Raw genomic sequence first — 14224 nt, 5'->3', positions numbered from 1 at the left:
CCGAAACTATTGATTTTTGAGGTTAAAAAGCACTAAATTATTGCTAAAAGCTTGACTTAATGCTACTTTCATTATAAAATAATGTCGAATTCCAAATACAGGAGGTTGTGTAAATGAATAAAACAGATTTAGTTAATGCAATTTCTTCAAAATCAGGTTTAAACAAGAAGAACAGTGAAGCTGCTTTAAACGCTTTTATCAGTACAGTGCAAGATACTTTGAAAGACGGAGATAAGGTTGTTCTTGTTGGATTTGGTACTTTCGAAGTAAGGGAAAGAGCTGCAAGGAAGGGTAGAAATCCTCAGACTAAGGAAGAAATTACTATACCAGCTTCAAAAGCACCTGTATTCAAAGCGGGTAAAGGTTTAAAAGATATCGTAAACTAATAAAATCCTATATTTAATTTCAAAAGAAAAACCCTTAAACTAGTTTAAGGGTTTTTCTTTGTGTGCTTTTTCTCTATATCAGGACTTTTGACAATTCAAATTTATTCTTACTTTGTCTGCTAGCATTGCTATGAACTCCGAGTTGGTGGGCTTACCTTTGCTGTAATTTATAGTATAGCCAAAAAGCGTGTCGATGCTGTCCGGATTACCCCTTGCCCATGTGCTTTCAATTGCATTTCTGATGGCTCTTTCAACCTTTTGGGGCGTAGTATTGAACTTCTGTGCAACAGATGGATAAAGAACCTTTGTAATAGAGCCAAAGACTTTGGAATTATTAACAGTCTGTACTATTGCCTCCCTAATATATTGATAACCTGCCATATGAGGGGGTATGCCGATGTCTCGCATCATGTAAGTAACCTGGACTTCAATGTCATTGGTGTTTTCGGCATGCTTCAATACACTTGAAGATGCCTTTTTTATATATGATTTGCCTTCGTTGAAGGACGAAATACAATTTTCTCTATGCAGCTGTTTTATTCTAGATATTAGCACTTCAACACTAAATGGCTTAACAATATAATATTCTGCTCCTAAGGACATTGCCTGCTGGATAAAAATATCCTGGCCAATTGCAGATAGCATAATAAAAATTGGTCTTCTAATGCTCGGCATTGTAGATAATTTTTCGAGAACACCTATTCCGTCAAGATTTGGCATTATGACATCAAGTATAACAACATCAGGTCTTAACTCTTTGATCATATCAAGTGCCTGTAAGCCATCTCTTGCAATTCCTATAACCTTCATTCCATCAGTCTGGTTCAAATAGTCATTTAGTATATCGCCAAATTCGATATTGTCATCTGTTATCAGTACTGATATTTCATTTTTCATAAATTATATCAACCCCTAGAAAATGATACTTCCTAATGCTCTACATTTTAAATAAATATAATGTTATACTGTTTAAAGTTCTTTCCCTGAATAAATAATGTTTATAATCTCATCGGCGATCTCAGTGGAAAGCTTTTCATTGCAGTCAATTATCAAAGACGCACATTTCTCATAGAGTGGTATACGCTCTAAATAAACATCATGAAAGCTTTTTCCGTCTCTGCGTGCCAATTTTCTATCCTTTGCCACTCTGTCTTCCAATACTTCAAAACTGGTTTTCAAATATATAACTATACCGTTTTTGGTGAGATGCTCCATGGCAGCTTCGCTGTATATAACACCACCACCGGTTGCAATAACTGAATTTTCAACCTTTATATTCAATACAGTCTGTTCCTGCGTTTCCAAAAATTTATCAAGCCCATAGCAGTCTACATATTCTTTTGGAGATAAACCGGTTATATTCTGAAGTAAATGATCGGTATCAAGAAAGCTTTTTCCTGTTCTTTCGGATAATAAATTACCTACGGTAGTCTTTCCTGAACTTGGCATGCCAATCATAATCAAGTTGTTTTTGCTCATATAAGTCTCCATTTATAATTAGTGTATATTGATTTTATATTGATTCTGTAAGGGCAATTTTACCCCCACAGCCTTCTATTAAATCACCAAATTCAGGGAAAGTTACATTGTAGGCCTCAGCCCCATTTATAATTACCTTACCCTCAATATTCAGACCTGCTATCGCTAAGGACATAACTATTCTGTGATCATCGTGACCTTCAACATTACCGCCTTTAAGCTTGCTGTTCCTAATAATAAGACCATCAGGAAGTTCCTCGATATCTGCTCCCAGCTTTTTTAATTCCATACACATGACAGCAATCCTGTCGGTTTCCTTAAGTCTTGCCTGGGGAACATTGACCAGGCGTGTCTCGCCCTCAGCAAAACAGCCTAAAACCGCCAGTGCCGGCAGTGCATCAGGAATTGAATTCATATCTATTTCAATACCTTTAAGGCCATTTCCCTTAACCCTTATACTGTTGCTGTTTATATCTACGGTAGCTCCCATCTCTTTTAAAATGGAAAAAACCATTTTGTCTCCCTGAGGGTCAGTCATATCCAAATTTTCCATTATGATTTCATCACCTGATATAGCGGCTTGAACAGCAAAAAAGGTCGCAGATGAAAAATCACCGGGAATAGCCATGTTAAATGGCTTGTAAGATTGATTGCCGTATACATATATTGATTTAAAGTTATTATTCTGGTACTTAATTCCCTGTTTGTCTAGCCACCATAGGGTCATTTCCACATAAGGTGCCTCGTTTAGCCTTGTTATGCTTATTTCGGAATCCTTTTCCAAAAGCGGTGTATGTATAAGCAAAGATGACAAATATTGTGATGTTATAGCATCAATGCTTGTATTGCCGCCTTTTAATACTCCTCTGACTACAACAGGTGCCAGGCCGTTGTTTCTTGTGGAAAAAACATTGGCTCCTAATGAGTTGAGGGATTCTATCAAGGGACCGAGGGGGCGTCTGCGTATTTGATAGTCTCCTGTCAATACGGTGCAGCCTGGGTTCAAGGATGCAGTTGAAACTGCAAACCTCATGGTAGTACCTGAATTTCCTACATCCACTATATCATCAGGGGTTATGGGATTGGTTCCGAAGCCGTCTATTTCATATTTGTTATCTGTGAAATTTATATTTGCACCAAAGAACTCACATACTTTCACTGCAGAGTCCGCATCATTTGAAAGAAGCGGATCATAAATCTGAGAAGCTCCTTTTGTAAGGCTGGCTAAAAACAATGCTCTAATGGTATGTGACTTTGAGCCTGGAATTTTTATTTTTCCGGTTATTTTAGATTTTTCTACTATTAAATACATGTTGACCCCTTTCATAGAACTACAAATATAATAAGGTAAAACTTTACAAAAGCTAAATAAAAACCATATATAAACTTACAATATGCATGAAAGTTTTGAATTTTGCTTACCCTAACTATATATCTATATTAATATAGTTATTACTAGTAGTCAAATTTGATTTGTCATGGGCAAGAAAATTTGAACACAAAAATCCTTAAAAATTCTTAAATATTTGATGGATATTTGATCAGGTTCACAGGAAAATCTTTATTCATAAATGCATCAGTTATATGTAAAAATGTGGGAAGGAATTTAAAAGATTTGTTATTTAATAGCTAATATTGGTCATAAAGCTGAAACGGCATAAATATTAGTTGACTTACATATAAATTTTGGTTAAAATTTAACTATAAATTAACTTTTATTGTGCTAAAATAGCTCGTAAAATCAGAATCTAAATAATAGACATAAGTTTTAAAATAAAACGACAGATCACTTAAATTGTGCTGTCTCGTTTATTTTTTATCACCGTATGACCAAGTTTGATTATCTTTAAAAAAGATTAACATACAAAACTAATAAAGGTATATGTGTATATTTGAAAGTAATATGCTGCTATCTTATGAGGATAACAGTGTTTTACAAATAAATTTTAGAAGATTGTTCAAAAATGTGTTCTTTGATAAGTGAATATCGTACACTAATATATGCTATAACACGATATTAATACAGTTTTATATATAGTATTCGCTGAAATTGTACTTAGTACTATTTATCCTATAAGTCTAAGGAGTTAAATATATTTATATCTAAGAAGATTTAGATTTATCGTATATAATACATAGATGGATCGATCTTTCTGCATAAATATATAGAATTATCCTTCAGCCTAGATATTTGCATTATGGAATATCCCTATAATTCTATCTTTTATTCACTCATTTCTTTATTCTCATAATTCCTGATATATCAGTACGGTTTATTAACAAAGTAGTATTGTATAAATATGCACATTTATTAAACCGGTATTATGAAATAAGTTAATTAACTGCTTATGGGATAATTCTTATAAATGGCTTAATTAATGAAAGGGGGAATAAAACTTATTATCGGACTTCCAATGTATATGATTATAGGATGATAAAGTATTCAGGGTTTTCTAGCATAAATTGTACATGTAGTGTTTATGCATAATTATTATTTAGTGTTGATATCACTTGCAAAGCCGGTTTTTGTACAGATTCTAATTAATTTGTTTACTAATAATAGGAGGGAAAGAGATGCTAAAAAAATTATCAGTAATTGGGCTGCTTTCATTTACAGCAGTGGCGGCAGCGTCAACAGCTAATGCAGCTGAGCTACTCCAGACCACAACCTTTACAGGCGGAGTCAGCTTACCATGGCACATATCTGAAAGTAATGAAAACAACTCTTATTCATTTATTAAGGATGGCAAGTATGTTGTTCACATGGACGGAAAAGGAACAAACAAATGGGATGTTCAGATCAGACACAGAGAAATAGCAATTCAAGCAAATCACAAGTATACAGTTAAATTCTCTGTAACTGCGGATAAGTCTACTAAGATTTATACAAAGATCGGAGACATGGGTGAGCCATACGGTGAAGCTTGGAACAACAACTGGAACCCATTCTCAATCACAGCAGGACAAACTCTTACTGTAAATCAAACGTTCACAGCAAGTAAAGACTATAAGACTGCTGAGTGGGCTTTCCACCTTGGTGGTGAATTAGCCACCTCACTTCCTGTTGAGATAAGCTTTATCTCAATGTCACTTGATGATCCAGATTTTAAGCCGACTCCAGTACCAACAGCTACACCAGCAAGAGATATCCGTGTAAATCAGCTGGGTTATTACCCAAATGCTGCTAAAAAGGCAACTTTAAAAGTAGCTGCGGGAGCTTCAACTACTACTTGGCAGCTCAAAAACAGCTCAGGTACAGTTGTTGCATCAGGTACTACAAAACCATACGGTCCTGACCATGCATCAGGAGAAAACGTGCAGATAATCGATTTCTCAGATTTCAAAACTGTTGGTAAGAATTATCAGCTTGTTGCTGGTAGTGCTACAAGCTTCCCGTTCGATATCGGCACTGATATGTATACTTCAATGAAATATGATGCAATCAAGTATTTCTATCATGCAAGAAGCGGTATAGAAATTAAAATGCCTTATGCTGTTGACACAAAATGGGCACGTGCAGCTGGTCATACAAAAGATACCGCTACACTAATTACAGGAAGAAACTACAATGGTCCTGCAAGCGTTGACGGTACAGGCGGATGGTATGATGCAGGTGACCATGGTAAATACGTTGTAAACGGTGGTATCTCACTGTGGACAATGCAGAACATATATGAGCACTCCCTTGCAAAAGGTAAAGATGCTCAGTTCGCTGACAGCAAATTAAACATTCCAGAAAGCGGAAACGGCAAAAATGATATGCTTGATGAAACTCGCTGGGAAATGGAATGGATGCTCAAGATGCAGATTCCTTCAGGATATGACAGAGCAGGTATGGCAATTCACAAAATGGCTGATGAAGCTTGGACAGCATTGGCAACTCGTCCTGATCAGGACACATTGAAACGTATATACTATCCACCATCAACAGCAGCTACATTAAACCTTGCTGCATGTGCTGCACAGGCTGCACGTATGTGGAAAACAGCTGACTCAGCATTCTCATCAAAATGTTTGACTGCAGCAGAAACAGCTTACGCTGCTGCTAAGAAAAACCCTGCTGTATATGCTCCATACGGACAAGAGCCAGGTAGCGGAACTTACGGTGACAACTATGTAGAAGATGATTTCTACTGGGCAGCATGTGAATTATATATTACAACTGGTAAATCAGATTACCTTACTGATATAAAAGGCTACAAAGCTGCATTCCAAATGCCTGTTACATTGTCAGGTGAATCCAACGGTATGGCTGGATGCTTTGACTGGGGTGCTACAGGTGGTTTAGGAACCCTTTCACTTGCTTTGCACAAATTAACTGAATTCCCAGAAGTAGGAACAAGCATTATGAAGGCTGCTGATACATTTATGGCAGTTCAGGCTAAAGAAGGTTATGGTATACCTCTTGCTGAATCAACTTACGTAAACGAATTCGCCGGTCAGTCAGAGACTATATCAGGTTACCCTTGGGCATCAAACTCATTCGTTATCAATGAGTCAATCGTTATGGCTTACGCTTTTGATGTAAGTAAGGGAAATTCAAAATACTTCAACGGTGTTACAGAATCAATGGACTACCTGATGGGACGTAACCCATTGTTACAGAACTATGTAACAGGATACGGAGAAAACCCATTAAAGTATCCTCACCACCGTTTCTTCTGTCCTCAGATAGATCCTGCATACCCATCAGCACCTCCAGGATTCCTTTCAGGCGGACCAAACTCAGCTTGTCAGGACCCATGGGCTTCCGGTTCAGGTTTGAAGGGTTCTGCAGCACAGTTGACTTTCCTTGACCACGTTGAATCATGGTCAACAAACGAAGTAACAATCAACTGGAATGCTCCTCTTGCATGGATCACTTACTACCTGGATACTTATAATGGTGGAGTAGTACAAACATCAGAAACTCCGACTACTACTACTAAACCTACTACAGTTGTTCAGGTGCCTGAAGATGTAAACCAAGACCGTGCTGTTAACATGGCTGACGTTATGTTTATAGCAAGAGCATTCGGTACTACTTCATCTGATACTAAGTATGATCCTGCTTGCGATTTGAATAAAGATGGGGCTATAAACATGGCTGACGTTATGATGCTCGCTTTGAAATTTGGGTATACTTATTAATATTAAAAATATATATTAACAAGCTAATTTTGTAATAATATTCAGAGGTATGAAAATGCAAACGTTTTCATACCTCTTTTGTATTTATAGTAGAAATACATAGTGCCAAAATGTAAAATAATATTATATTATAAAATAATAAATATAACATTTAGGAGAACGATATGCTGGATATATGTATTTTAGGAACAGGCGGGATGATGCCTCTGCCTGGCAGGTGGCTTTCTTCCGCGTTAATCAGGTATAATGGTAAAATGATACTTGTTGATTGCGGAGAAGGTACCCAGATAACATTAAGAAATGTTGAATGGGGTTTTAAATCAATCGAAGCAATTTGCGTTACTCACTTTCATGCAGATCACATAGCAGGCTTGCCCGGACTCTTGCTGACTATCGGCAATTCCGGCAGGGAGGAAAACCTTAAAATAATCGGTCCTAGAGGGCTAAATAAGGTTGTAGAATGCCTGACATATATATCACCACAGCTTCCCTTTTCTCTTGACTTGATTGAAGTAGAAGAAGATGCTGGAAGTTGTATTGATGTAAGCGGTATATCATTGGAATATCTCATGCTGGATCATAACATTCCCTGCTATGGATACAGCTTTAACATAAAGCGACCGGGTAAGTTTGATGTAGATAAGGCCAATAGATTAAGTGTCCCACAAAGGTTATGGAGCAAGCTTCAAAAGGGTGAGGAAATCGAGCATGAGGGCAAAATATACAGACCGGACATGGTGTTGGGGGATGAGAGAAAAGGACTTAAGATCTCTTATTGCACCGATACAAGGCCTACAGAGGGAATGGTGGAATTTATAAAGGACTCAGATATCTTTGTATGTGAAGGAATGTACGGAGAGGATGACAAGATTCAAAAGGCAATAGAAAAAAAGCACATGCTGTTTAAAGAAGCAGCTCAGCTTGCCCGGCAGGGACACGTAAAAGAGATGTGGCTTACACATTATAGCCCATCCTTAGAAAATCCGGATGAATTTTTGGAAAATGCTGCCCATATATTCCCGAACACTTTGGCAAGTAAGGATTTAATGAAAAAGACGTTGAGGTTTGAAGACTAGATATAAAGGCTAGATATAAAGACTAGGCATAAAGGCTAGGCATAAAGACTAAATGAAGTCTATTTAAAGATCACCTATGAGTTGGTATGGGGAGGAGGAAAAAGAATGAGTAAAAGATCAGAAAAAAATTTGCATGAAAGGGTGGACTTAAAAATAAACAAGTGCAAAAACAATTGCATAAGCAAAAGAATGGCGGCAAGGATAATCACCATGGCAATAACAATACCTTTAGCTGCAGCAACCTATGTTGTAACAGAAAGAAGCGGTTCAATGGCAGCATCGGGGTCAGCTGATATATATCAGCAAAGATTTATGGAGATGTGGGATAAGATCAATGACCCTGATAACGGTTATTTCAGTGAAAAAGGTATACCATATCACTCTGTGGAAACCCTGATGTGCGAAGCCCCTGATTATGGACATGAGTCCACAAGTGAGGCATTTAGCTACTGGATATGGCTTGCATCTATGTATGGAAGGTTTACAAGTGATTGGTCAAAGTTTGATCAAACCTGGGTGGCTACAGAAAAATATATTATACCGTCTTTTTTGGACCAGCCCGGTATGGACAAGTATACCCCTGAAAAGCCTGCACAATTTGCCGCTGAGTGGGAAACACCCGATAAGTACCCCAGTGCACTGAGTGATCAGGTGAGATCAGGGAACGATCCTCTGCATGCCGGTTTGGTATCTGCATACGGCACTGACATAATGTATGGAATGCATTGGCTTCTGGATGTAGATAACTGGTATGGCTATGGCAGAAGGGGAGACGGAAGGACCAAACCGTCAGTTATGAATACATACCAAAGAGGTCCCCAGGAATCGGTATGGGAAACTATACCACATCCATCCTGGGATAATTTTAAGCCAGGATGGGGCGGTAAAAAGGGCTTTGTAGATCTCTTTGTTGCCGATTCGGCACCGGATAAGCAGTGGAGGTATTCTATCGCTTCCGATGCGGATGCAAGAGCAATCCAGGCTACATATTGGGCTAGCAAGTGGGCTAAAGAACAGGGCTATAATGTAACAGGATCTGTATCAAAGGCATCAAAGCTGGGGGATTACCTCAGGTATTCTATGTTTGACAAGTACTTCAGGGTGATCGGAGGTAAAGGAAAGGCAGGTCCGGGAGGAACTGACTATGATTCATGCCATTACCTGCTTGCATGGTATTATGCCTGGGGAGGAGGACTTAATGGTTATTGGTCGTGGAAAATAGGTTCAAGCCACAATCATTTCGGTTATCAAAACCCAATGGCAGCATGGGTTATGTCAAACCAGACGGAATTCAAGCCAAAATCCACAACAGGCTCAAATGACTGGGCAAAGAGTTTTGAAAGGCAGCTGGAATTCTATACATGGCTTCAGTCTGATGAAGGAGCTATTGCAGGCGGTGCTACTAACTCATTAAACGGTAGATATGACTTATTCTCCGAAGATACAGCTACCTTCTATGGTATGGGATATGAAGCGAACCCGGTTTATTTAGATCCGGGAAGCAATACATGGTTTGGATTTCAGGCCTGGTCAATGCAGCGTATAGCGGAATTGTATTATGAAACAGGAAATCAAGCTGCAAAAAAACTTATGGATAAATGGGTGGGTTGGATTAAGAAAGAAGTAAAGCTATCACCCGATGGCAAGTTCGAAATCCCATCAACAATATCATGGTCGGGACAGCCTTATACCTGGAATGGAGCGAGACAGGAAAATGACCGGCTGCATATTAAGGTTGAAAATTATGGGACTGATTTGGGCATAACAGGTTCATTGGCGAATACATTATTATACTACAGTGCAGCCACAAAAAAGTGGTCAACATATGATGACTCATCAAGGCTGTTAGCAAAAGAGCTACTTGACCGTATGTGGAATATGTACAAGGATGAAAAAGGTCTTTCGGCACCGGAAGCACGTGCCGATTATAGCAAGTTTTTTGATCAGACTGTATATGTACCAAGCGGCTGGACAGGAACCATGCCTAATGGAGATATAATCAAGCCCGGTATCAAGTTTATTGATATACGTTCAAAGTATAAAAATGATCCGGACTGGAAGAAGGTAGAGGATGCTTACAAGAGCGGTATGGCACCTGTCTTCAACTACCATCGTTTCTGGGCACAATGTGATATAGCATTGGCTCTAGGTACATATAGTTTACTCTTCGGAAATCCACAGGTTGTTAAGCCTTCAGAAAAACCCACTACTGTTCCTACACCTACGCCTGCACCTGTTAAGGGATTAATAAAGATTGAGGAGTATAATGCCAATCCTGTAGATATTGCCAGCAGTATCAGGCCAAGGTTCTTTGTTTCAAATGTAAGTGATTCGCCTATAAATCTGGAGGATATTAAACTTAGGTACTATTACATAAATGAAGGTGAAGATATTCCGCCTGAGTTTACCTGTGACAGTGCTTCTGTGACAAATGCCACCGGATTTCATGACTTCAAGAAGTGGGTCAAATATAAGTTCAGTGTTATTGAGGAGCCATCTGATGATGCGGATTATTATATGGAATTTGGGTTTAATTCCGGGGCTGGGAAGCTGGAACCAGGGGAAAGCATTAAAATAGAACTTAGATGGAACAAGCCCAACTGGCCAAACTATTATCAGGCAAATGACTATTCTTACAATCCAACTGCAGAAAGTCCCGTAGAGTGGCTTAAGACTACCGGGTATGTAAAGAATGTTTTAGAGTGGGGGAAAGAACCTGATTGTATAACACCTGTTATGCCTTCTGTTACTTCTACTCTTGTGCCATCGACTCCCGGTTCTTCATCAGGTTATACCGTAACAGGTTATGTTAGTGCCGACTTTTCATATAGCCAGGCTTCAGCACCTAAAGTTAAAGGCGGGTTTAAGGTTGAGATAAGTGACGGTAAATTATCGGCAGTTACTAATGAAGATGGGCATTTTGAAATCAAGAACGTTCCTGCTAATACAAACGGATATTCTCTAAAAATATCAAAGGATGGGTTTTTGGCAAGGGTAATTAATAATATAAAGGTAGAGTCCGACAAGGTTATTTCGGCTGCAAACTCTCCAATTATTTTGTGGGCTGGGGATTTTAATACCGGGGACCCGCAGGATGGTGTAATAAATATGAAAGACATTATTGCACTTGCAAAGTTATTTGGTGTAACAAATTCTGATAGTAAATACTCTGAAGAGTTTGATCTAAACAGGGACAATGCAATAAACATGGGAGATGTTATTATAATAGCAAAGCGTTTTAATAAAGTTTCTTCAGAATACTAAGCTGTAATGCGTATAATATGGTTTACCCATGTTAAGCATCATTGACAAACTGATAATAAAAATAATATAATAGTAATGTACATTTAAATACAATAAAAGTAAAAATGTTGGTAATCGGTGCTACTATATGTAATTTTATGAAACAGTTACATGTAGTGCAATCCATTATAATCAATACAAAGAGAAAGTGGGGGTTTTATGACAAAAAGTGTTGGTAAAAGAACGAAAAGAGTTTTAAGTATCATGCTTGCAGTATTTATGCTGTTTGGCATGAGTGTGGTCTCTATGGCTGAAGATAATACTGCAGCTCAGGACAATACTGCTGCCTATAAGGTTTCAGGGTATGTGTCTGTAGAAACCTCAGGAGCTCCTGTTAATGAAATCATGGTTTATTCGCCGGTGAGAGTGCAGATTGAAGGAACAGATCTTTCAGCAACTGCTGACGGTAAAGGGTATTTTGAAATCCCAAATGTTCCGGAAAATACTTCAGGTTATACGCTGAAGTTCAGTAAAAGAAACTGCCTTACTAGAACAGTAGAAGGAATAGTTGTATTGACGGATACAGTTGTAAGCACTGAAAAAGAGCCTATTATGCTCTGGACCGGGGATGTTCCGAAGGATGGAGTCCAGGATGGTGTTGTTAATGTGTCTGATGTTATTACAATAGCAACAGCCTTTAACACAACATCAGCAAACCCGAATTTTAAAAGGGACTGTGACCTGAATGCTGACTCATCGGTTAATATGGCTGATGTGGTTATTGTTGCAAGAAATTTTAACAAAACAATTCAAGACTACCGCAAGCATTTTGCTCCTTTACCTGTTGTAGGTTCATTTGAAAATTTAAAAAATATGATACCTAAAAATACCTATTCAACATACTATTTAGATGGATGGAATGCAACTACAGGTATGCCGACAGGTATTCCGGTACCTGTTGCCACAGCTGCACCAGGTGGTTCTGCTACTCCTAATGCCCCTAAAAGCACCGACTACTCAAAAGTAAACAGTCAGGTGGAGGGTGTTGATGAAGCCGACGTAGTTCAGACAGATGGGGAATACATATACCAGGTAAATAAAAACAAGATTGTCGTGGCAAAAGCTTATCCTGCGAACAACATGGAAGTTGTAAACACGCTGAGCCTATCAACAGACACTTCCTTTACTCCAAGGGAGATGCTTCTTGGAAAGGACAAGCTTATTGTTATAGGCACATCATATGAGACTATAAAAGTTAATCTTCCTACACCAGTACCTTCATTATCTACAATACTACCCGCAGTTACACCAACACCAGGCAGAGTAACTCCTAGTATAGGTCTCATTGCACCTCCTACAAATTATATCCCAACCTATAGCGTGACAACAACAAGGGCTTTTGTACTTGATATTACCGATAAAAAGGACATTAAAACAATTAGAGTTGTTGACGTGGATGGAAATTATATTTCGTCTAGAAAGATTGACTCGGTATTGTACCTTGTAACAAACAAATCAATCTATAACTACATCCAGTATGGAGACACTGATTACGCAAAGCCTCGCTACCGTGATTCCAGCTTAGGAGACAGCTATAAATGTGTTGACTATGACAATATCAACTATTTCCCAGAGTTTATAAGACCAAATTATCTTAACATAGCAGGATTTGATGTTGAAGATAAGGGGAGCAAGCTAAATTTTACAAGCTATTTAGGTGCGGGAGATAAAATGTATGTATCTCAGAACAATATTTATATTGCAGAGACAAATTATTATTCATATCCTGTGCTTCTCGCAAAACCTGCAGTAGGCATAATGCCCATGCCTTTATATAACACTCAAAACACATTGATATACAAGTTCTCAATTGATAAGGGCGTATCTTCGTTTAAAGGCAAGGGAGAAGTGCCCGGAACTATTTTAAACCAGTATTCAATGGATGAAAGTAAGGGATATTTCAGAATTGCTACTACTGTTGGTTCTGTTTGGGGAACTGGAGATAATATTTCTAAAAACAACCTGTACGTAATGGATGATAATTTTAAAATTACGGGAAAAATTGAAAACATAGCTCCTGGTGAAAAGATTTACTCTGTTCGTTTCATGGGTGACAGGGGATATATGGTTACATTTAAAAAGGTGGACCCATTATTCGTATTTGACCTGAAGGACCCTAACAAGCCTGCAATTTTGGGGGAATTAAAGATACCTGGTTATAGTGATTATCTGCATCCTTATGATGAAAATCATGTAATAGGCTTTGGCAAGGATTCCATTGAATCAGGAAGCGATCAATTCGCATGGTATCAGGGTATGAAGGTTGCAATGTTTGACATTACTGATGTAAACAATCCAAAAGAGAAGTTCAAGGTTCTTATTGGGGACAGGGGAACTGACTCAGAGCTTTTATATAATCCAAAAGCACTGTTATTCTCCAAATCCAAAAACATAATGTCTTTCCCGGTGAAATTGTATGAGATTCCTGAAGAAAAGAAGCAGGACCCATCCGTTACTGTTTCTACTTCAATGCCTGAATATGGAAAGTTTACATATCAGGGAGCTTATGTATTTAATATCGATATGGAAAAAGGTTTTATATTAAAGGGAAGAATAACACACCTTTCCGATCAGGAATTGGCACAAATCAATTCATCACAATACTATTATTCGTATAATAATGACAGTTTTATAAACAGAATAATGTATATAGATGATGTTCTTTATACTTTGTCCAATAACAAGATAAAAGCCAGCAACATGGGAGATCTGAAAGAAATAAACAAGGTTGATATTGTACAACCAACTGCTACTCCCACTCCTATAAAAGTATATTAAGGCATAACAAAAAAACAACTTAAAGCCCAAATAGCCAAAATAAAAAGCCCGATTAACCAAAGTTAATCGGGC

Annotated in this window: 8 protein-coding genes; 5 read left to right on the top strand and 3 right to left on the bottom strand. The window is 38.1% G+C overall.

Annotated features, from left to right (window positions below; genetic code table 11):
- The first annotated feature begins 113 nt into the window (after positions 1-113).
- Positions 114-386, top strand: coding sequence for an HU family DNA-binding protein (locus tag VIO64_RS16610; RefSeq protein WP_331920271.1), 273 nt, complete (start codon positions 114-116; stop codon positions 384-386).
- A gap of 78 nt (positions 387-464) precedes the next feature.
- Here the strand turns inward: VIO64_RS16610 and spo0A are convergent, their stop codons facing one another.
- The 3 genes from spo0A to aroA form a co-directional block, all read right to left on the bottom strand.
- Positions 465-1283: a sporulation transcription factor Spo0A gene (gene spo0A, locus VIO64_RS16605; protein WP_331920269.1), complete on the bottom strand. Its 819-nt coding sequence runs from the start codon at positions 1281-1283 to the stop codon at positions 465-467.
- A 72-nt stretch (positions 1284-1355) separates the two neighbouring features.
- Positions 1356-1865 (bottom strand): shikimate kinase, encoded by a 510-nt coding sequence (locus VIO64_RS16600; RefSeq protein WP_331920267.1) that lies wholly within the window; start codon positions 1863-1865, stop codon positions 1356-1358.
- A gap of 34 nt (positions 1866-1899) precedes the next feature.
- Positions 1900-3177 carry a 3-phosphoshikimate 1-carboxyvinyltransferase gene (aroA, locus tag VIO64_RS16595; protein ID WP_331920265.1) on the bottom strand — a complete coding sequence of 426 codons (1278 nt, stop codon included), beginning with the start codon at positions 3175-3177 and terminating at the stop codon, positions 1900-1902.
- Positions 3178-4439: 1262 nt separating this feature from the next.
- Here aroA and VIO64_RS16590 point away from each other — a divergent pair.
- The 4 genes from VIO64_RS16590 to VIO64_RS16575 all read left to right on the top strand — a co-directional run bounded on the left by VIO64_RS16590 (position 4440) and on the right by VIO64_RS16575 (position 14152).
- Complete coding sequence (locus VIO64_RS16590; RefSeq protein WP_331920263.1) at positions 4440-6995, top strand: glycoside hydrolase family 9 protein; 2556 nt, start codon at positions 4440-4442, stop codon at positions 6993-6995.
- Positions 6996-7159: 164 nt separating this feature from the next.
- Positions 7160-8071, top strand: coding sequence for a ribonuclease Z (locus tag VIO64_RS16585; RefSeq protein ID WP_331920261.1), 912 nt, complete (start codon positions 7160-7162; stop codon positions 8069-8071).
- 105 nt (positions 8072-8176) lie between these two features.
- A complete protein-coding gene (locus tag VIO64_RS16580; protein WP_331920259.1) occupies positions 8177-11335 on the top strand; it encodes a glycoside hydrolase family 48 protein in 3159 nt (1052 codons plus the stop codon).
- A 198-nt stretch (positions 11336-11533) separates the two neighbouring features.
- A complete protein-coding gene (locus tag VIO64_RS16575) occupies positions 11534-14152 on the top strand; it encodes a beta-propeller domain-containing protein (protein WP_331920257.1) in 2619 nt (872 codons plus the stop codon).
- The last annotated feature ends 72 nt before the right edge of the window (positions 14153-14224 follow it).

Origin of the sequence: Pseudobacteroides sp. (genome assembly GCF_036567765.1) — a bacterium.
GTDB lineage: Bacteria > Bacillota > Clostridia > Acetivibrionales > DSM-2933 > Pseudobacteroides.
Note: the sequence above shows the minus strand (reverse complement) of the source record. Positions and strands in the feature narration are given on the sequence as shown.